This window comes from Flavobacterium sp. XN-5, assembly GCF_008033395.2.
In the GTDB taxonomy this organism is placed as follows: Bacteria; Bacteroidota; Bacteroidia; order Flavobacteriales; family Flavobacteriaceae; genus Flavobacterium; species Flavobacterium hiemivividum.
The window spans coordinates 40,207-62,198 of the sequence record NZ_VOGZ02000005.1; the positions used below are offsets into that span (position 1 = coordinate 40,207).

A 21,992-nucleotide genomic window follows, 5' to 3' on the forward strand; every position below is an offset into this window, starting at 1 on the left:
TTTGACACCAAATGCTTTGTGGTTTGGGTATTTTCACCTAAATTGGTGTTGCATCAAATACCAATTATGAAAGTAATAATTTCTTCGGACATAAGTCCATTTGGATGGTTTAAATTTCGTTTTAAAAGAATTTGAAACTCTTAAATTAGGGAATCTCCTTAATTAAAACCATTACCCGCTCAATCAAGATATCAGTGGAAAGACATTTTGTATTCTTTCTGGAGCGTTTATTTCTGTGGAGGTGATTGTATTGAAGACCTATCGGGCAACTTCAACCGGCATTTAAAACAGAATCCTTTCCTGAAAATCCCCAGTCCGGACAGAGTCTTGGAACGGTTCAAGGGACTTTCTCTGCCTAAAGAAAATTTTTCTGTTCCCAGAGGCACAAGTAGTCATGAATTTAGCTTTAATGATCCACTCAATATGGAAAGAATGGTCAAACTGACCACCCCATTCCAGTTTTAATTGACCAGTACAAATTAGTAATTAATCCATTTCCAAACATGCCTTTATCACACTTAAAATCAAAACATTACAACTGAATTGATACTTATAAAATGATTTGGAATTCAATGGTCACTACAAATTGGAATAAGATGATCAGTGGCATTGGAATTTGCAAGTAATAATAACAAAACCATGATTTCTCATGGCTTTGTTTAAATCCTTTTTTTAAAATAAATGCTAAATGTTCTTCAACTCTGCCACTAATTTCGTTAAAGCCTCTTTTGCATCACCAAATAACATCGAAGTTTTTTGATTGAAGAAAAGCTCATTTTCGATACCTGCGTAACCTGCATTCATACTACGTTTATTAACGATAATGTATTTTGCGTTTTCCACATCTAAAATAGGCATTCCATATATTGGGCTAGAAGGATCATTATTGGCCGCCGGATTAACCACATCGTTTGCCCCAACGATCAATACAACATCTGTATTTGCAAATTGCGGATTGATATGATCCATTTCTATTAATTTACCGTAATCAACATTACTTTCTGCTAATAAAACATTCATGTGTCCTGGCATACGCCCCGCAACCGGATGAATTGCATAACAAACATCTACGCCTTTTTTAGTCAGTTGCTCTTCCAGCTCATGAATAGCATGTTGTGCTTGGGCAACAGCCAATCCGTAACCGGGTACAATAACAACTTTGCTTGCATAATTCATCATTACCGCAGCATCGCTAGCCGTTGTTTTCTTTATGGTTCCACCTACTTTTGTGGCTGTGCCGGCAAAAGCATCAGAGCTGGCACTAAATGCCCCAAAAATAACATTAGATAGTGAACGATTCATTGCTGTACACATCACAAATGTCAATATGAATCCTGCAGAACCTACTAAAATACCACCAACAATCATCACCATATTTCCATACAGCACGCCTGTGATTGCTGCGGCAATACCAGTTAATGAATTCAATAATGATATGACAACGGGCATATCGGCACCACCAATGGGAGCGACAAATAAATACCCATAAATTAAAGAAGCAATTAATATAATGTAAATTAACATCATACTATCTGTATTCATCATAACGATGTAGGCTGAAAATGCTACAAGGGTAATGAAGAGCACATTATTAATTAAATTATATTTGGGTAATCTTAGATCTTTCATCGATCCGTTTAATTTTGCCCAGGCCACTAAACTTCCAGTAAAAGTGATACTGCCAATGACAATGGCCGATAGAATTGTTGCTAGAATTGCCGAAGACGCTTTCTTTGTATCTTCGACCCCTACATTGTTGCCAAACTCTACAATACCGATTAATAGTGCGCTACCACCACCAAAACCATTAAACAAAGAAACTAATTCGGGCATTTTGGTCATCGCCACTTTCATGGCCATTATCCAACCTAAAATAGTTCCAATTAGTAAAGCAGATCCAATTAGAATGTAATTCATTGTTGGCACCTTATCAATACCATGAAATAACAATGTTCCAAGAATGGCTAAGCCCATTCCGGCTCCTGAGATAAGATTTCCTTTTTTGGCTGTTTCCGGGTGTCCTAAAAATTTCAGACCGAAAACAAACGTTAGGGTTGAAACTAAATATATTAAGCTAAGTTCTAAGTTCATTATTCGATTATTTTCTTTTTTTAAACATTTGTAACATTCTATCAGTAACAGCATAACCACCAACAACATTTATGGTTCCCAGAATTACAGCTATAAACCCCAGGACTAAAGCCAAAGTGGTTTGGGCTTCTAACATGACCAGAATGGCTCCTACAATTACGACACCACTCAGAGCATTTGCTCCAGACATTAATGGTGTATGTAAGACTGATGGGACATTTTTGATTAATTCTACACCAATAAATATGGCAAATATTAGAATATATATAAGGTTAAGATTCTCAGTTAAAAAATTCAATAAATCATTCATTTTCTTTTGTTTTAATTTTGTCTAATAGCTCCGTTATATACGATTAAAGTACCGTTGGTGATTTCCTCTTCTAATTCCCATTTGAATTCATTGTTTTGGGTCAAATGGTTGATAAAATTGTACATGTTCTTGGCGTACAATTCACTTGCATTTGTTGAAACACTTTCAGGAGCCATCGTATACCCCATGATTTTAACTCCATTTTCGACAACGGTTTCATTGATAACACTTAACTCACAGTTACCTCCCTGAGCCGCGGCTAAATCAATGATAACGGCTCCGTTTTTCATTTGTCTAACTTGTTCTGCTGTGATTAATACCGGAGCTTTTCGGCCAGGAACCATGGCTGTTGTGATTACCAAATCAGCTTGAAATAGAGAGTCATTAACGGCCTCTTTCTGTCGGCGTGCATAGTCCTCAGAAGCTTCTTTGGCATAGCCTCCTTCTGAGGTCTCCCCTGAATTATCAACTAGAATAAATTTTGCCCCCAGGGACTCTGCTTGTTCTTTAGTTTCAGATCTAATGTCAGTAGCCTGAACCACAGCTCCCAATCTTTTAGCTGTTGCAATGGCTTGTAACCCTGCCACTCCAATACCATAAATCAATACTTTAGAAGGAACAATTGTTCCGGCGGCGGTCATCATTAGAGGGAATATTTTGGTCATTTCGTTAGCACCAACAATTACCGCTTTATAACCCGCTAAATTGTTTTGTGAACTCAACACATCCATGTCTTGGGCTCTTGAAATACGAGGCATGGCATCCATTGAAAATGCTGTTGCTCCGGTTGAAGCGATAGCTTTTACTAATTCAGCATTCGATTTATGGTACAATTGACTCATTAAAATGTGAGTGTTATTTACCATCTTTAAATCGTCTTCATCAAATGGGTTAATTTTGATAAGGACTGTTGATTCTTCAAAAAGTGTAGCTCTATTTGTGACTTTAGCTCCAACCGATTCATAATCAGAATTTTTATATAAAGACGCTAATCCTGCGTCTTCTTCAACAAGTATTTCAAAACCTTTTTCAATAAGCAGTTTTGAAATATTTGACGAAATGGCTATTCTTTTTTCCCCTTTTTGGTTTTCTTTTATTACTCCTATTTTCATTTATTTTACATTTATTTGGCTAATTTTTTTTACAAAAAAATAAAAAAGCATAAAAAATTAGCATATTATGAATTCTAGATGATTTTTGAATTTGTGCTTCAATAACTTACAAAATCAGAACTATTCGTCGAATTGATCATAAAATTCTTTTATTACTAGAGGACAGGCTAACTTGGTCTTCTAAGAAAATTAAAAAAATCCTAATTTTAAGCTATAACATCCATTAAAAAACAACACAATGCCAAGCTATAAAATAGAAAAAAAACTAATACCGGTTATTCTCCTGTATTGGGTTTATATTATTCCAAAATATCCGCACTTTATTTTGAAAATATTATACAACATCATTTTAAATTAATTCTTTAATATGAGACCTGTTTTATAAAGTATTTTTCTTTTTGCGCATAAAATACTGCACGGATATTTCAAAGGACTTAAACCATAATTTCTTGAGTAAATTTCTCTACCCTTAAAACTGAATGCTCTTTGGAAGCCAAATATCTTTCAGCATCCAGTGCTGCCATGCAACCAGTTCCTGCGGCTGTAATCGCCTGACGATACACCTGATCTGCGGCATCACCAGCCACAAAAACACCTGGTACATTTGTTCTTGAAGAACCCGCAGTATTGACAATATATCCTGTTTCGTCCAGTGTAATATACTCTTTAAAAATATCTGTATTGGGTTTGTGACCAATCGCGACAAAAAAACCTGTAGATGGAATATCAACAATAGCTCCTGTAGTTTTGTTTAATGCTTTTACCGCCTCAACAACTTGCTCATCACCTAATACTTCAACGGGATCGTGGTTCATCAAAATAGTGATATTCTCCGTTTTACGGACACGCTCTTCCATAATTCTTGAAGCTCTAAACTTTTCACTTCGAACCAACATAGTTACTTTTTTACAAAGCTTAGACAAATAGTGGGCTTCTTCACAGGCTGAATCCCCGGCTCCTACAATTACTACTTCTTGGTTTCTATAAAAAAATCCGTCACAAACAGCACAGGCAGAAACACCACCACCCATTTTTAAATAATGTTGCTCTGATGGCAATCCTAAATATTTGGCAGAAGCTCCTGTTGAGATTATTACAGTCTCACAATGCAATTCGATGCTATCATTTATCCAAACCTTGTGAATATCCCCAGAGAAATCTACTTTCGTAGCCCAGCCATCACGCACATCGGTTCCAAAACGTTGCGCTTGACTTTGCAACTGAACCATCATTTCGGGACCCGTAACCCCATCAACATATCCAGGGAAATTCTCCACTTCGTTGGTAGTTGTCAGTTGCCCGCCTGGTTGCGTTCCTTGGTATAAAACGGGATTCATATTGGCTCTGGCGGCATAAATGGCTGCGGTATAACCCGCAGGACCAGAACCTATAATAAGGCATTTTATTTTTTCGATTGTATCAGACATAATACTATTTTATTTAATTATTGAAGTTAAATTCTTGGTCTTTTTCTTTTAATTTTTAAATCGAAAACCATCCTTTTACCAATTCGTCTTCCAAAGGTTGTGCATTTTTATTCACAAACTCATTGGTAATCGCATTATAATCATAGTCCAAAGCCCATGCTACATGGTTTGCCGCCAATTCCTTGATGCTGTCACAGACAAACTCAATTTCGGCAGTAGTGGTAGTTGGATGAATAGACATCCTAATCCAACCCGGTTTTCTTATTAAATCACCCAAAGTGATTTCCTCAATGAGTTTATGGGAAGTTTCCTGATCTACGTGCAATAAAAAATGCCCATAGGTTCCTGCACAACTGCATCCACCTCGGGTTTGGATTCCGAAACGATCATTCAATAGTTTCACACCCAAATTAAAATGCAAATCGTCAATATAAAAAGAAATCACCCCTAACCTATCGTGATGCTGACCAGCAAGAATTTTGATGTTGGACGTATTCCCCAAAGAGTCAAAAATAGATTCCACAATCTCATGTTCTCTATTCAGAATATTATCAATTCCCATTTGTTCTTTTAGCTGAATTGCCAAGGCCGTTTTTATCACTTGCAAGAAACCTGGTGTTCCACCATCTTCCCTATCTTCAATATTGTCAATGTATTGGTGCTCGCCCCAAGGATTAGTCCAAGAAACGGTGCCTCCTCCAGGACAATCTGGAATCATATTAGTGTATAGCTTTTTGTTAAAAACCAATACTCCTGGGGTTCCTGGACCACCCAGGAATTTGTGTGGGGAAAAGAAAATAGCATCAAGATAGCATTCTGGATCTTCAGGATGCATATCAATTTGCACATAAGGTCCAGAACAGGCAAAATCAACAAAACAAAGTCCATTATGACGGTGCATTAGTTTGGCGACTTGATGATAAGGAGTTCGGATACCAGTTACATTCGAACAAGAAGTAATCGAGGTTATCTTATAAGCTCTTTCTTTATATTTTTCCAATAATAATTCTAAGTTCTCTTCGGAAAACAACCCATCTCCAGAAGGTGGAATGACCACAACATCAGCAATGGTTTCCAGCCAAGAGGTTTGATTGGAATGATGTTCCATATGTGAAATAAAAACGACTGGTTTTTCTTCGGGGGGAATGCTTATGAATTCTTTCATGTTTTCAGGTATTTTTAAACCCAAAATACGTTGAAATTTATTAATGACTCCCGTCATTCCAGTTCCATCCGTAATCAAAACATCATCACTACTCGCATTCACATGATATTTGATAATGTGACGTGCTTTGTGATAGGCTTTGGTCATGGCAGTTCCGGAAACAGTAGTTTCAGTGTGGGTATTAGCGACAAACGGACCAAACTCGTTCATTAGTTTTTCCTCAATAGGACGATACAAGCGTCCGCTAGCCGTCCAATCTGTATAGATGATTTCTTTTTCTCCATAGGGGGATTCAAACTGCTGATTGATTCCTATAATATTGTTACGAAACTGCCGGAAGTACAGCTCTAATTTGGTTGGTTTTTCTATTGTATTCACTGTATTTGTAATTTTATTTTTTATTTTTTAAAAAATTGGTCATTTTAGTCTTAGGCTAATTAAATTCGAGAATTACTTCCCAATATTTATTTTACCAAACCCAATCATATAAGGTTTAATTTCAGCTTTTAACTGTTCTACTAAAATATTTTTCCTGGGGTTGTCTGCAATGGCACTCCAATTTCCTTATCTTGTTTACTCATATAGTTTTAAGAAAACCGCAATGAACGAATACAAACCTGCGTCTAGTTTTCTAAACCGTGTATGATGTTTATGCGGTATCATTCCTTATCATCGGTAATGGGAGTAATACTTTTTTTAAAATTTCTAACATAGGTTGTATATCTTCCTTTTTAAAAGTACCAACACTTATGCGATACCAAGGTGAATCTTTAGCTGTACCAAATACCGAAAAAGGCAAGACACCAATGCCTGCTTGTTCCAATAATAATGTGTGTGCGTCGGCTACCTCAATTTTAACAGTTAAATAAATCCCAGCCTGTGGAGCAATGGCATCAATAGCAACACCTTGTTGCTTTAATAAAAGAATACCATTATAAATCATTTGCAGGCGTTCCTCTAATTCTGCTTTAAATTGTAGCAAATATTTTTCAATTGCTACTGTATCCACAAGAAAAGTCGCAACAGCTTTTTGTTCTGCCATTGGTGCCCATGCACCCACATGAGTGAGGATAGCTTTCATTTTACTCAATACAACTGAAGATCCCATTGCCCATCCTACCCTTACACCCGTAGCAGCAAAAGATTTACTAATGGCATCTACATATATCACATATGGGCGGATATCTGGCAAAACCGAAATAGGATCATGATGTTGATTTTCCCCATAGGTCAAAGGCCAGTACATCTGGTCAAAAAGTATGTATAACTTTTTCTCTCCATCAGAACGGCGTTTGTTTTCTTCTAAAACGAGTTCACAAATTGCTTTTAAATTTTGTTTCGTGAACCCCGTTCCTGTAGGGTTTTGCGGAGAACATAGTGCTAATAGTACCCCCTCTTTTAAATGAGGAGCAATTTGCTCTGCTGTTGGCATAAAGTTATTATCAGCGGTTGTTTCAATTTCTAAAGGAACTCCTCCAGTGAACTGTGTATAGTAATGATTGTTCCAAGAAGGAACGGGATAAATTACTTTATCTCCTGGGTCAACAAGGGTGCGATACAAAGCATAGATTAATGGCCTGCCCCCAGAACCTACTAAAACTTCTGACGGCTCATAAATCATCCCTTGGAAGGTTTTTGTAAATGATACAATTGCTTCTCTTAAATCCAAGTTGCCCTCGGCTAATGGATAATTAGTAAACTTGCTCTTGTAAGCATTAAGGATATACTCCTCTAAAACTTCGGGTATGGGGAATAATTGAGAGTCAAAATCACCCACTGTCAAATTGTAAATTTTCTCACCTGCTTGTATCCTTTGTTTTATGGAGTTGCTGATTGCCAGTATCTGAGAACTAGGCAATGTTTCGGCTATTGTTGAGAGTTTCATAAATTACCACGAGCCTCCTGCTCTCTTTCAATTGCTTCAAACAATGCTTTAAAGTTTCCTTTACCAAAACTTTTTGCTCCTTTGCGCTGAATGATTTCAAAAAATAATGTAGGTCTGTCTTCGATAGGCTTTGTAAATATCTGCAAAAGATACCCTTCATCATCTTTATCAATCAAAATGCCCAACTTACTCAAGGGCATCAAATCTTCATCAATTTTGCCTACTCTATCTAATACTGTTTCGTAATAACTTGGTGGAATTTTTAAAAATTCTACACCACGTTGTTCCAGCATCGTCACTGTTTCTATAATGTTTGAGGTGGCTATGGCAATATGTTGTACACCAGCTCCTTTGTAAAAATCAAGATATTCTTCTACTTGACTTTTCCTCTTGCCTTCGGCAGGTTCGTTAATCGGAAATTTTACATAGCCATTATTATTACTCATTACTTTGCTCATCAAGGCAGAGTACTCCGTAGAAATATCTTTATCATCAAACGATAGAATATTTTTGAAGCCCATTACATCTTCATAAAATTTCACCCATTTATTCATTTGGTTCCAGCCTACATTACCCACACAGTGGTCAACAAAAAGCAACCCTGTCGAGGTTGGATTGTATCGACTATCCCATTTTACAAAACCAGGCATAAACAAACCGGTATAATTTTTTCGTTCTACAAATAAATGAACTGAGTCATCGTAGATGTGAATGCCACTCATAATAACTTCACCCGTTTCATCCTCCATTACTTTGGGTTCTAGGTAGCTCTGGGCACCACGGCTCGTAGTTTCCTTCCAGGCACTAGTAGCATCATCTACTTTTAATGCTATTACTTTTACACCATCACCATGCTTATAAATATGATCGGCTATCTCATTGTCTGTTCGCAAAGGAGTAGTTAGCACAAACGTTATTTTATTTTGTCGGATTACATAACTCACTTTGTCTTTCACACCCGTTTCTGGGCCTGCATAGGCGAGGCTTTGAAAACCAAAAGCTGTTTTGTAAAAATGAGCTGCTTGTTTGGCGTTCCCCACATAGAACTCTATATAATCTGTTCCTTGCAAAGGGAGAAAATCTTGTTCTTCCTCTTTATTTTTTAAAAATATTTGTGTTGTGTCCATATTATATTTTCTAAATAATTGTTTTAAACTTATGATTAACAACTTCTGTTTCACCATTGTACCCATAGGACGATAATAACAAAAATCAATTTTACTTTTTATCTATATACACTCAATGAATAAACTTGTATTCAAGTTTTATTATTCAATATAAAACCATTTTTCTACATCAGAATAAATGGCTTCCTTACTTAATGGTAACTCAAACTCATTCCTATTCGAGTTATATTTGTAAGGCTTTTGCCAGTCTAGATAATTATCGACTACTTCCTTTATCGCATTGCAAATAAATAAAAGTTCTTCATTTGTCATCGTTGGATGTAACGACAAACGTACCCAACCTGGCTTGTCAGTCAAATTTTTATCAGCTATACCTTTTGCTATTACTGCAGATTTTTCATCATCAATATTAAAAAGACTATGCGCGTATGTGCTCGCACATGACCAACCACCACGTGCTTGAATTCCGAAACGATCATTTAGAATCCGTATAATTAAATTGTAATGAATGTTTTCAATCGTAAAAGAAACACAGCCTATTCTTTCGACTGCGGTATCTCCTAAAATCTTCAAACCATCTATTTTTTGCAATTCATTAAAACAAAGATGTACTAACTGAATCTCCCTGTTTTTAATGTTTTCAATACCCATTTGTGTTTTAAGTTCAAAACATAAAGCGGTGCGAATTACTTGTAAAAACCCGGGAGTTCCACCATCTTCCTTAACTTCTACAGAATCATTGTACGCATATCCTCCCCAAGGATTTGTCCATTTTACATTTCCTCCTCCTGGATTATCAGGGTAATTTGCCTGATATAATTTTTCATTAAATACTAAAACTCCGCAAGTTCCAGGCCCACCTAGAAATTTATGAGGTGAAAAGAATATGGCATCCAATTGTTCATCAGGATTTTCAGGATGCATATCGATTTTTACGTACGGTGCCGAAGCTGCAAAATCAACAAAACAATAGCCTCCGTATTGATGCATAATTTTAGCCAATTTATGATACGGCGTAATGATTCCCGTAACATTAGAACAAGCGGTAAAAGACCCAATTTTCAACTCTCTGTGTGCATACTTTTCAAGTGCTTTAGTAAGTTCATTTGGATCAACTAAATTATTTTGACCAGGAGCTAAAACCACTACATCAGCAATAGTTTCGTACCAGGGAACTTGATTGGAATGGTGTTCCATATGGGTAATAAAAACCACTGGACGTTCATTTTCATGATACAATTTGACGTTGAGTATATTATCCATGGATCGCAAACCCATAATTCGTTGTAACTTAGCTAGCGCGGCAGTCATTCCTGTGCCAGTAGTTATTAAAACATCATTATCATCGGCATTGACATGCTTTTTAATCAAGTCTCTAGCATACTGGTAAGCATAAGTAGATGCTTTAGCAGTTTGGCTTGAAAAGGAACGCGTATTGGCTATCATCGGCCCCACTTTATTTCGCATTATATCCTCAATTGGTCCGTATGATCTTCCACTGGCAATCCAGTCAGCATAAAGAAGATTTTGTGTTCCGTAGTGCGACAGGAATTGGCAACTCACTCCTATTGTATTTTCTCTGAATTTTGAAAAATGCTCTTCTAATGGTTTTAAAGGCACTTTATATAACTGCGTTTCCATTTTTTAAATTTTTATTAAAAAATCTTATTTTTTAAAATTTCCAATTCCACTTTTCAGCCAATTATAATAATTCTCGATGTCAGGATTGTAAGCCGAAGGTTCTATTAGATTCGCACTACTATGATCTACAATTACGTAAAAAGGTTGTGCGTTAGCCTTATAGGTTTTAATTTGTAAATCGCTCCATTTATTACCAATTGTCTCAATTTTTTTTCCGGTAGTTTCAGAAACATATTGTTCATTTTCTGGTAATTCTTTTTTATCATCTACATAAAGTGAAATTAAAACCAAATCATTTTTTAAAACTCCTAAAACTTTAGTATCTGACCAAACCAGTTCCTCCATTTTTCGGCAATTTACACAGGCATATCCTGTAAAATCTAACAAAACTGGTTTTCCTTCTTTTTTTGCAAACTCCATTCCCTTATCATAATCATGAAAAGTGATTATGTTTTGAGCTCCATATTCAGCGCCTTCAGGTAAATCTGAAGCTGATCCCACTCCTTGATTGTTGGATTGACCTAGACCATTAGGCGATTCGCTATAATGCATTGGAGGCGGAAATCCACTAATTATTTTAAGAGGCGCACCCCAAAGTCCCGGAATCAGATAAATGGTAAAAGTTAAAACTAATAGTCCGAAGCTTAATCTTCCTACGGAAATATGATTGATTGGTGAATCATGTGGCAGTGTAATTTTACCGAATAAGTAAAAGGCTAAAATTCCAAAAACCGCTATCCAAATTGCTAAAAACACTTCTCTTTCTAAAAGGTGTGATTGTAGAACTAAATCAGCATTAGATAAAAATTTAAAAGCCAAAGCCAATTCTAAAAATCCTAAAACTACCTTAACCGTATTCAACCAGCCTCCTGATTTTGGCAATGAATTCAGCCAACCTGGGAAAGCAGCAAATAAAGCAAAAGGCAAAGCAATAGCAGATGAAAATCCCAACATTCCAATAATTGGAGCAATACCACCTTTCGAAGCTGCTTCTACTAATAAAGTCCCTACAATAGGTCCTGTACAAGAGAAAGAAACAATTGCCAATGCCAAAGCCATAAAGAAAATACCGATAAGTCCTCCTCTATCAGCTTGCGAATCTACTTTGTTCGCTAAAGCATTTGGTAACATAATTTCGAAAGCTCCCAAAAACGAACAGGCAAAAACCACCAACAAAATAAAGAAAATGATATTGAACCAAACATTCGTTGAAAGTGCGTTGAGCGAATCGGCTCCAAAAACAGCAGTTACAATCGAACCTAATAAAACGTAAATAATGATAATAGAAAAGCCATAAATCAAAGCATTTCTAATTCCTGCTGCTTTAGTTTTGCTTTGTTTCGTAAAAAAACTTACCGTCATAGGGATCATCGGGAAAACGCATGGTGTTAATAAGGCTGCAAAACCCGATAAAAAGGCTATAATAAAAAGGTTAATTAATCCTCCTGAGCTCTTTTGAGGCTTTTCTATTGCGCCTTTTGCATCCGATGTTTCAACAACTGTTACTTTTTTAGCATTTGGAAATTTAAACGCTAATTCCTCCGAAGATGGCGGCAAACAATTGGTGTCATCACAAACCATAAATTCAACTTCGGCTGCAATGTTGGTAATATCGTTAGAAGTAAATTTTATTCTCTGTGTGAAGAGTGCTTTATCTTCAAAATATTTAATTTTCATATCGAAAATCTTATCAACTACTTCATGTCCTTGCTCTTCGGTAGTTTTATCGATAAGTTCGAAACTTTTTTCTGGATTTTTAAAAGTAAAAATCGTTCTTGATGGTCCTCCTTCTTCAATATATTGGCCATACAAGTGCCATCCTGATTGTATCGTGGCTTCTGCTTTTAAAATATATTCCTTTTCAGAAATTTTCTCAAAAGAAGTGCTCCATTTCACTGGATGGTACATTTGTCCAAACATACTGCAACTAAGCAATAATAGTAAGGTAACTAGACTATTTTTCATGATTTTTTTTTTTTTGTTTATTAAAAAGAGCTGTCGGCAAACAGCTCTTTTAGGTCTTTCACAGAAATAATAACTAATTCAATTCTAAAATGAAAAATAATGAAAGACAACTACTAAAATTTATTGTAACGGATTGCCGTCCTGATCAATTGAACCTGACTTGATAATGATCATTTTATCCAATTGAATGTATTTTTTGATAGCATCATTGACTTGTTTCAATGTCACTTTCTCTATATCCTTTGGGTATTGCTCGATATAACTTGGATCTAAACCTCTTTCAACAAAACTTAGAGTTGCTCTAGCCATTCCAGTTGTTGTGGCCATACCTACTTTGAAACTCCCAATTAAATTAGTTTTTTTGTTTTTTAATTCTTCTTCAGTTATTCCATCTTTTACCCATTTCTCTACTTGAACCATACTCGCGTCTAATCCTTTTTGGAATAATTTTGGATTGAAAGATGCATTTACAAACCAATAGCCACCAGTAGTAATATTTCCGGCTAAACTTGATGAAATGCTATAGGTTAAACCATCAATATCGCGAACGGTTTGCATCAAACGACCAGCAAAACCAGCTCCTAATGTATAATTGGCAATGAAAAATGGAATATAATCAGCATCTGCTTTTTTTAAACCGGTGTATTGTCCAATGAATAATTCGGCACTTGGTTTTTCTGCAATGGTAACTACTTCTGTTTTTACTTCTGCTTTGCTGATTTCATCGGATTTTAATTCTTCAGAAACTCCACCATTCCAATTATTAAATGATTTTTTTAAAGAAGTATTTAAATTAGCTCCATCCGTATCTCCAACAATTACTAAATGCATGGATGCTGGACCGCAATATTTCTTATGAAAAGCCTTTATTTCATCAAGGGTCGCATTTTTGATATTGGCCAAATCCTCTTCAACACTTAAATTGTAATTTGGATTTCCTTTTGGATAAATTGCTTGAGATAAAGCTATACGTCCTCTTTGATTAGGATCATTTAAATTTTGTCTCGTGTTTCCAATAAACTGCTGTTTTAAGTTTTCAAATTCCTTATCATCAAATAAAGGATAGCGTAATTCTTCTGCTAATAAAGCAATTACCTGATCTAAATCTTTTTTCAAACATTTAAAACCAATGCTTATCTTGCTAGTAGAGGCATCAAGCTGAAGATAAACTCCCAATTTTTGCAGTTTTTCAGAGAATTTAAATTTGTTGTTTTTTGTAGTTCCTTTTGATAACATAGAAATGGACAAAGATGGAATCATCGAGTTATTATTCTCATTGACAAAATTTCCTAACGAAATGCTAGCCTCTACCGTTACAAAATCTTTAGCCGAAGTTTTAATTGAAACTACATCAATACCAACGACTTTTTCTCGTTTATATGACGAAGTACTTTTTTTAATTACATTTTCATCTAATGCTATTTCTGTCGCATTGTTTTTTTGTTCCATTGAAACAGCTGACAAAATTCCATCGCCTGAATGTCCACCCTCTGGATGTCTGTAGTAAAACGGAGCATTTTCAGGAATGACATTATTTGCATGTGCGACACCTTGGCCTTGTGTACCGCTTTGTTTCGGAATAAAATACCCAGTCGTGCTTTGATCTTCTATCAAGTATTTTTGAGCCACACGTAAAACATCTGCTGGTGTAACTTTTTTAAGTCTGTCAACTCCTGTAACATAATCTGTCCAGTCACCAGAGGCAATGGCTTCGTTTAGACTTGAAGAAATAACTCCCGAACCATCGCGGCTTAAAATCGTTTGTGCACTAATTTCAGCAACTACACGATTCACTTCTTCTTGAGTTACTCCTTCTTTTTGAATTTTAGCAATAACCTCACTTATTTTAGCGTCGACATCCTCATGTTTTGATGTGGTTGGAAAGCCAACTCCAATAGAAAAAAGGCCAACTTCTTTAAAATTAGTAGCGGATGCATAGGTATAAATCCCCATCCCGCTATCCACAAAAGTTTTGCTTAAAATAGCTGAAGGACCAGATCCGATAATTTGACCCAAAATATTCAATGCTGGTAAATCTTCGTGCAAAGCACCTGGGATTTTATACGCTTTGTTTATAACTCCCAATTCCCCTGATTTTCTAACTACAATTTTACGAGCTCCATATTGCACAGGCTCCTCAGTATAGGGTTGTGGTATTACATTAGGCGCTTTGGTAATCTTTCCAAAATACTTCTCGATTAATTCGAAAACATTGTCTTTTTTAAAATCTCCAATAATAGTTAAAGTTGCATTATCAGGCCAGTAATAGGTATTATAAAAATTACGCAAAACTTCAATTGGTGCTTTTTCAATATCTGATAACCAACCAATGGTAGAATGATGATACGGATGTGCAATATAGGCCGCTGACCAAATTTCCTTATTTAATAAACTATTGGGATCGTTCTCATTACGTTCAAACTCATTACGAACTACCGTCATTTCAGCATCTTTATCCTCTTTAAGTAATAAAGAATTTCGCATTCTATCGGCTTCAATTTGAAGTGCTAATTCAATTTTATCACTTGGCAATGTTTCGAAATAATTAGTTCGGTCGTACCAAGTTGTAGCATTTAACTTCGCTCCAGTGTTTTGCAAAGAATTGGTAATATCATTACCATTTTTTTTATTAAAAGTAGTCGTTCCTTTGAACATCAAATGTTCCAAAAGATGTGTAGAACCTGTGTTACCTAAAACCTCGTTTTTAGAACCTACGCGATATACAATCTGCACAGTTGCGACAGGCGATGCATTGTCCTGCAAAAGTAGTAGACTCATGCCGTTTGGCTGGAACAAATATTCCTCTATACCACCTAACTCCTTGATTTTTTTAAAATTAACTGATTTATCCTGTGCAGAAATTAGAGTGCAGAATGCTAGTGAGCAAATGCCCACAAAAATATTTTTTTTCATTTTTATGATTGAGAGATTTATATCTAAGACTATAAAACGATCATCATTTTAACAATCGCTTTATAGTTTACACCTAAGAACAGTGTTATGATTTACTGAAAATTTCTTTCAATTTAGTTTGAAGTGCTTCTTCGCGAAGATTTTTAGCCACAATTTTACCATCAGGTCCTATTAAATAGTTAGTTGGAACCAAACTTACACCGTATAAAATTGCTACTTCATTTTTCCAACCCTTTAAATCCGAAACATGTGTCCACGTTAAACCATCTTTCTCGACGGCTTTTTCCCATAGATTCTTTTTATCATCTAAAGAAACCCCTAATATTTCAAATCCTTTATCGTGAAAAGTTTTATAAGCTAGTACTACATTAGGATTTTCTTTTCTACAAGGGCCACACCAACTTGCCCAAAAATCAACTAAAACATATTTCCCTTTGTAATCGGATAATTTTATGATTTTTCCATTTACATCTGTTTGAGAAAACTCAGGAGCGACAGCACCAACAGCCGTTTTATCATTAAGGGCAATTGTTGCTTTTAACTTTTTACCATAAAATGATTTTTGCACTTCTGGAGTCAAAATAGCAAAGTATTTTTTAAGCTGTTCAGGGGTACCATAAGAAGCAATTCGATCTTGAGTTACTAAAGCTCCTGCCAGTTTATCTTTATGTGAATTAATAAATTTGCCTGTTAGATCATCTGCAAATTTTTGTATATCATCCCAACGTTTATCCATCATTATTTTTTGCTCGGCAGTCATTTCTACTTTTCCGCCATGAGTCAAAGAATCTGAAATTTTATAGATTGGACCTGCTATACCAGATATTTTTTTGAATTCATTTTTATAAAAAGATTTATAAATAGAATCCTGAGTGGCCCCCGAAACCTTTGCCAAATACATGGAATCTTTTTTGGCTTCGAAAGCAATATTTTCGTTATCTAATAAAAAAACAACTCCTGTTTCAGAACCTTTAAGTTTTATTTTATATAATAGAGGTTCATCTACTTTTCCTTTAAAAGTAAAACTTCCTCCAACAATTTTAGTTGAATCTGTGATTTTTTTATCCCCATCTTCAAACTCTAAATAAACGATTCCATCCTTTACATCGGAAAACTTTCCATTGATTGTGAAACCTTCTGCCTTTTTAGAACAAGATGAGATTGTGCTTACTAGTGCTAATGCTAATAAAGCTGATTTTAAACCTGTATTTTTCATGATTTTTAATTGTATTTAATTATTTTTTATAACAAGGCTTCCTTATCGAAAATTATTCCTAATCAGGAAGCTTTGTTTCATTATTTATCTACATTTTGAGTTAGTGTTCCATTTCCTGGGTTTTTTACAGCGCCCTGTGGAAAGGGCATGGTCCATAAATGAGACTCCGGAGACAAAGTATACGTGGTTCCATTTGCCATTTTTGAGAAACTTACTTTGTAAACGCCTTCAGCATTTAATCGACGAGTATCTGCAAAAGGAACAATTGACATAATCAGCTCATTATTTTTAGTTTTAAAAATAGCATTCAGAGCTGTCGTTTTATCTGAAGTTGCTATATCTTGATAAGAACCTGGAAGTATACGAGTTTTACGAACTGTGTTTAATAAACTCAATGCATCACTAATTTGTCCTGCACGGGCTAGACATTCTGCTTTGATTAAGTAAATCTCTACAGTTGTAATTCCGCCATAATTAAAACTTCCGGCCATTGTTCTTCTATAAGAAGTCTCTGTACCAACTGTTCTTATTTTCCAACGCGACATAAAACGTGCGTCTCCAGTTTCAAAACGTAGAGCGCGTTCTACCGGAACATCGTTTTGCTCTGTTGTTACATTTGATGTAGCTCCGTGACGGAATGTATAATTCTCTACATAATTATATCCCATTGGAGATGTTGTTGCTATATATGAATTTGGGACTTCAATGATTGCTTTATTAGTATTATAATACCCTACCCAGTCATAAAGTTTGTTGTTTTCGGCTAAAGCTAAATCAGCATATTTTAAGGCTTCTGTATAATTATTCATTTGCAGATAAACACGTGAATAAAAAGCATAACCGGCTCCCAAATTGGGATGCAAAGCGGTTTGTGAAACTTTTGGTAAATACGGCAAGGCATCTTTTACATCAGTAAGAATAAAATCATACATTTCTTGAATACTTACCTGTTTGCTTGCTGCATTAATATCAGCACTTGTAATTAAAGGCACCGATAATTTTGTTGAAGCTGTTGCCGCTAAATAAGTATCCGCATAAAAATTTACCAAATTGTAATAATTCATGGCACGCAATACTTTTGCCTCAGCCCAAACTGCTCTTCTTTCTTCTTCAGTCGCCTGAGTTGCAGTTAATGCATTCTCGATAATTAAATTAAAAGTCGAAATACCTGCATAACTTGCATAGTATGCAGTCTCATCAGACTGCTTTAATGCAATGCGGTCTGCATTTTCATCCCACATATAATTTGCGTTGTCCAAGCGGTTGTTTGCTAAACTTGCAATTGTTAAAAATCTGTCGTTTAGTAACTGTAAAGCTGCTGTAACATCTACTCTATGGCTTCCGTATTCGGAACGTATAAAAGCTTCAAAATCTGCTAACGTTGTTGGTACTTTTGAGCCTTTTGGAACATCATCTAAATAGTTATCGCAAGAGGTAAAAGCCAATCCCAATGCTAATAAGCAAACTATATTTTTATATATATTTTTCATCGTTGTTGTCTTTTAAAATTAGAAATTTACGTTTACACCAAATACAATATTTGGAGATTGGAAGCCACCTATAAGATATTTAGCATCTCTGCTTTTGGCTAGAGTAAAAACATTTTCTACATTACAATTGAAGCGTATATCCTGTAATTTTACTTTTTCAATAAGCGCTGAAGGCATTTGATATGAAAGTGAAATGTTACTTAATCTTACATTCGAAGCGTCAAGAATGTTGACATCGGCATACGAATAAATAGTACGTGAATCAGAACTAAATTCCGGATCGTATTCATATACTACTCTCGGAACATCTGTAAAACCTTCGTCACCCGGCTGCATCCAGCGATTTGCAATGTTTTTGTTTACAATACTGATATCTGCTATATAACCTCCCATTGCACCTGAATAATTATTACTCAACATTGGTAAAAATGTATTTCGAATTTTATGACCTAATTCATAAATAAAAAGTGCCGAAAGAGAGAAGTTTTTATAAGCTGCTGAAGTATGGAAAGAACCACTATGAGTGGGTACTGTTGAACCATAATCTTTTATGGCATCCAGTTGACCAGGATTATATTTTACTGCAGTTCCGGAAGCATCATAAACTTGTGGTAGTCCTGTACTGCTTAATCCAGCCCATTTATATCCGTATACTGAGTTGAAATTTGTTCCAACTCTTGGAAATGACTGAGGGTAATCTAACTGTAGGAAATAAACTGGAGCTACTACATTTACATAATCAACTTTATTTTTATTATAGGCATATAAAACAGCCGCATCCCAAGAAAAAGAAGGCGTTCTTACGATGGTTCCTCTTAAGCTAACTTCGATCCCTTTGTTAGTCATTTCTCCATTATTGATTTTGTAAGTAGAGTAACCCCATCCTTCTGTTGGAATTCCTTGACTGCTGGCTAACAAATCTTCTCCTTTTTTGTTGTAGACATCAAAAGTTCCGCTTAATCTGTTTTGAAAGAATGCAAAATCTAAACCTATATTAGTTGTTGTTGTTTTCTCCCATGATAGTTCAGGATTTGGTCGTGAACTCACACTTCCTTGGATTCCTCCAACATTAGGATTAGAACTGTAGTATGCTGTAAGATAAGGCGCTGAGTCTTTGGCGATATTCCCTCCAATACCGTACGAAGCACGAAGTTTAAGTGCATTTACCCATGAAGCTTCAAAAAACGATTCTTTATCGATATTCCATGCTGCTCCGGTGGACCAGGTTGGTTTGTTTTGATATTTATTATTCGTCCCCCAAAGATTAGAACGATCCATCCGAATACTTCCTGTTACAGAATACCTTTTATCAAAAGTATAACCTCCTGTACTGTATAAAGAGACATAACGATTTTGCAATTCTTTTTCTAATGAAAATTCACTCTGACTTAAGTAACCACCAAAAACAGATCCGTAAACTTTAAGTAAATCTATCTGATTTATTGGCGTAAAAGACAATGTCTGCGCATCATAACCGTAACGCGTACTATTGTCAAATTCTTGTTTTGTATGACGTATTTCCATACCCGCAATGGCTGAAACATCATGTTTCCCATTAAATATCTGATCAAAGTTTAACTGCTGACGAAAATTGTAAGCATTGGAAGTTTGATTGGTTTCTTTTATAATATCACCGTAAGGTAAATTATAAACTGCTTTATTATTAGCGATAGTTACTAAACCATTTACCTGATTTCTTACACTATAAGAATTTTTATCTCTTAACTGACTGTCACGATCTACGCCATATTCGTATTGAAACATAGCATTATAGGCAAATACTTTACTGAACTTTACATTGAATTTGGCGTAAGTTCTATTTTGGAAGTATTTACTCTCTGTTAAATTTCTTCTAAACTCATCCATTGGCGTGATATCCATGTTGTAAAGACCATAATTCTGCATCGATTGAAGCGTAAAGTTACTATAACGAGACGCCGCTGTCGAAGTAAAATGAGAACCATCATTATTCACCAATTGATTGTACGGCTGATATTTAAATTCTGGAAAAAAAGCATTATAGCTTTGTGTATTGCCTTTACCGTAATTAAGATAGGTTCCCAAATCTATAGATAACCAGCTGTTAACTTGTGTTGAATTTTTTAAATTAAGACCAACTGATTTATTATCAGTATATACATCTTCAAATTGATTTCCTTTGTAAGTTAAAGAGGCATTAAAACTATTGGTTTCAGTTGCTTTGCCTAAACTTATGTTGTGTTGAGTAAAATACTGGTCACGTTTTGCATATCTGGCAACATCATCATAATATTTATACCCTTGTGCTCCAAGACCGTTCAAACTATTATTCATTTCAGTTTGCGAAATATTTCCAGCGTATCCATTTAAAAGAGTTTGCATCCCCTGACTAGTAAACACAGCATTATCTAATAATGATTGTGCATAACTAGCACTATTTGTTCCCTGCAAATCAGGATTCCCAGCTGCCCAACCTTTTTCTAAACCAATAATATCAGCAGAATCAGTAAGGTTACCAGTATAATTTCTATAAGGAGTAACAGTTAAATTGCTTGAATATGAAATAGTTGTTTTTCCGGCCTTGGCCTTTTTAGTAGTAATTACCACAACCCCATTTGCTGCACGTGCTCCGTAAATAGATGACGCTGCAGCATCTTTTAGTACAGTAATATTTTCAATATCTTCCAAATTAAGATTGGGCAAGTTCTCTTCTATATCAGCGTACGGAGTCAGTTTTGTATTTTCAACAGGAAAACCATCTATTACATACAATGGCGTTGTCAAACCAGTCATAGAAGTAGTCCCTCTAATTTTTCCGCCTTGATACCCGACAATACGTCCTTCTAATATTTTATCCAAACTACTTAAACGTTGTTCTTTAAAATCTTTCGATTTTAAATTAGAAAAAGACCCTGTCGCTCTTTCACTGGAGATGTTTTGATATCCTGTAACTAATACCTCCCCTAATTCCTGATTACTTTGAATAAGAGTCACATTGATTAGGCTTCTACCAGCAACTTTTATTTCTTGTCTAACAAAACCAACATAGCTATATGCTAATGTAGTTGCTGAACTGACTGCACTAATCTCATACTCTCCGTTTAAATCAGTCGTGACTCCATTTCCTGATCCATTATCAGCAACTGCTGCTCCTGGCAAAGGCATTCCTTTTTCATCGGTTACTTTACCCTTTACAACAAAAGCTTGAATTTGCTTATTTGGAGTAGGTTTCAGTTCTTTTATAGCAGCACCTAATTCTTTTAAAATAACATGAGTTCCTTCTACTTTAAATTCAGTTCCTGTATTTTTAAATAATTTATTTAATACAGTCTCAATGCTAGCATTATATACATTAAGTTTTACTATACGATCTAAATCAACAGACTTAACATTATAAACAAATCGATAATCTGTGGTATACTCAATTCTTTCAATAATTTTCGCAATAGTCATACTATTCTCATTCAAAGACACTTTTGTATTTTGAGAATAAGAAATGCTTGCGTGCATAACTGACATTGTCGCTAATAAAAATAATGTGGTTAATTTCATTTTTAAATCAAATTTCAAAAAAGGCTTATTAAACCTGATTTTGTTCGAGACTTTTTTCATACTTTTAAATACTTTTAATTGTGGTTAGTTAATTTCTAATCATATTACAATTGCCGGGA

Annotated in this window: 13 protein-coding genes; all 13 read right to left on the reverse strand. The window is 35.3% G+C overall.

Annotated features, from left to right (window positions below; genetic code table 11):
* Positions 1-684: 684 nt before the first annotated feature.
* The 13 genes from FQU23_RS10015 to FQU23_RS10075 all read right to left on the reverse strand — a co-directional run bounded on the left by FQU23_RS10015 (position 685) and on the right by FQU23_RS10075 (position 21,873).
* Complete coding sequence (locus tag FQU23_RS10015) at positions 685-2,091, reverse strand: NAD(P)(+) transhydrogenase (Re/Si-specific) subunit beta (protein WP_147673690.1); 1,407 nt, start codon at positions 2,089-2,091, stop codon at positions 685-687.
* A gap of 7 nt (positions 2,092-2,098) precedes the next feature.
* Entirely contained in the window at positions 2,099-2,401 is a 303-nt protein-coding gene (locus FQU23_RS10020; RefSeq protein WP_147673691.1) for an NAD(P) transhydrogenase subunit alpha, read from the reverse strand.
* Positions 2,402-2,412: 11 nt separating this feature from the next.
* Entirely contained in the window at positions 2,413-3,513 is a 1,101-nt protein-coding gene (locus tag FQU23_RS10025) for an NAD(P) transhydrogenase subunit alpha (RefSeq protein ID WP_147673692.1), read from the reverse strand.
* Between the two features lie 434 nt (positions 3,514-3,947).
* Entirely contained in the window at positions 3,948-4,940 is a 993-nt protein-coding gene (gene trxB, locus FQU23_RS10030; protein ID WP_147673693.1) for a thioredoxin-disulfide reductase, read from the reverse strand.
* Positions 4,941-4,995: 55 nt separating this feature from the next.
* Entirely contained in the window at positions 4,996-6,483 is a 1,488-nt protein-coding gene (locus FQU23_RS10035) for an aminotransferase class V-fold PLP-dependent enzyme (protein WP_147673694.1), read from the reverse strand.
* Between the two features lie 271 nt (positions 6,484-6,754).
* Entirely contained in the window at positions 6,755-7,990 is a 1,236-nt protein-coding gene (locus FQU23_RS10040) for a pyridoxal phosphate-dependent aminotransferase (RefSeq protein ID WP_147673695.1), read from the reverse strand.
* The gene (gene hppD / locus FQU23_RS10045) at positions 7,987-9,117 is read right to left on the reverse strand and encodes a 4-hydroxyphenylpyruvate dioxygenase (RefSeq protein ID WP_147673696.1); all 1,131 of its coding nucleotides are present in this window, start codon (positions 9,115-9,117) and stop codon (positions 7,987-7,989) included. Before hppD ends, FQU23_RS10040 begins: the two co-directional genes overlap by 4 nt.
* Before the next feature lie 141 nt (positions 9,118-9,258).
* Positions 9,259-10,758, reverse strand: coding sequence for an aminotransferase class V-fold PLP-dependent enzyme (locus FQU23_RS10050; protein ID WP_147673697.1), 1,500 nt, complete (start codon positions 10,756-10,758; stop codon positions 9,259-9,261).
* 24 nt (positions 10,759-10,782) lie between these two features.
* Positions 10,783-12,723 (reverse strand): protein-disulfide reductase DsbD family protein, encoded by a 1,941-nt coding sequence (locus FQU23_RS10055; protein WP_147673698.1) that lies wholly within the window; start codon positions 12,721-12,723, stop codon positions 10,783-10,785.
* 120 nt (positions 12,724-12,843) lie between these two features.
* Complete coding sequence (locus FQU23_RS10060) at positions 12,844-15,636, reverse strand: M16 family metallopeptidase (RefSeq protein ID WP_147673699.1); 2,793 nt, start codon at positions 15,634-15,636, stop codon at positions 12,844-12,846.
* Positions 15,637-15,721: 85 nt separating this feature from the next.
* The gene (locus FQU23_RS10065) at positions 15,722-16,852 is read right to left on the reverse strand and encodes a TlpA disulfide reductase family protein (RefSeq protein ID WP_147673700.1); all 1,131 of its coding nucleotides are present in this window, start codon (positions 16,850-16,852) and stop codon (positions 15,722-15,724) included.
* An 80-nt stretch (positions 16,853-16,932) separates the two neighbouring features.
* Complete coding sequence (locus tag FQU23_RS10070) at positions 16,933-18,342, reverse strand: RagB/SusD family nutrient uptake outer membrane protein (RefSeq protein ID WP_147673701.1); 1,410 nt, start codon at positions 18,340-18,342, stop codon at positions 16,933-16,935.
* 18 nt (positions 18,343-18,360) lie between these two features.
* Positions 18,361-21,873 (reverse strand): SusC/RagA family TonB-linked outer membrane protein, encoded by a 3,513-nt coding sequence (locus tag FQU23_RS10075; protein WP_245181104.1) that lies wholly within the window; start codon positions 21,871-21,873, stop codon positions 18,361-18,363.
* Positions 21,874-21,992 lie beyond the last annotated feature (119 nt).

Excerpts from the sequence above, each read along its gene's own strand:
- FQU23_RS10015 (WP_147673690.1), bottom strand. The coding sequence starts at position 2,091 with ATGAACTTAGAACTTAGCTTAATATATTTAGTTTCAACCCTAACGTTT.
- FQU23_RS10020 (WP_147673691.1), bottom strand. The coding sequence starts at position 2,401 with ATGAATGATTTATTGAATTTTTTAACTGAGAATCTTAACCTTATATAT.
- FQU23_RS10025 (WP_147673692.1), bottom strand. The coding sequence starts at position 3,513 with ATGAAAATAGGAGTAATAAAAGAAAACCAAAAAGGGGAAAAAAGAATA.
- trxB (WP_147673693.1), bottom strand. The coding sequence starts at position 4,940 with ATGTCTGATACAATCGAAAAAATAAAATGCCTTATTATAGGTTCTGGT.
- FQU23_RS10040 (WP_147673695.1), bottom strand. The coding sequence starts at position 7,990 with ATGAAACTCTCAACAATAGCCGAAACATTGCCTAGTTCTCAGATACTG.
- hppD (WP_147673696.1), bottom strand. The coding sequence starts at position 9,117 with ATGGACACAACACAAATATTTTTAAAAAATAAAGAGGAAGAACAAGAT.
- FQU23_RS10050 (WP_147673697.1), bottom strand. The coding sequence starts at position 10,758 with ATGGAAACGCAGTTATATAAAGTGCCTTTAAAACCATTAGAAGAGCAT.
- FQU23_RS10055 (WP_147673698.1), bottom strand. The coding sequence starts at position 12,723 with ATGAAAAATAGTCTAGTTACCTTACTATTATTGCTTAGTTGCAGTATG.
- FQU23_RS10060 (WP_147673699.1), bottom strand. The coding sequence starts at position 15,636 with ATGAAAAAAAATATTTTTGTGGGCATTTGCTCACTAGCATTCTGCACT.
- FQU23_RS10065 (WP_147673700.1), bottom strand. The coding sequence starts at position 16,852 with ATGAAAAATACAGGTTTAAAATCAGCTTTATTAGCATTAGCACTAGTA.
- FQU23_RS10070 (WP_147673701.1), bottom strand. The coding sequence starts at position 18,342 with ATGAAAAATATATATAAAAATATAGTTTGCTTATTAGCATTGGGATTG.
- FQU23_RS10075 (WP_245181104.1), bottom strand. The coding sequence starts at position 21,873 with ATGAAATTAACCACATTATTTTTATTAGCGACAATGTCAGTTATGCAC.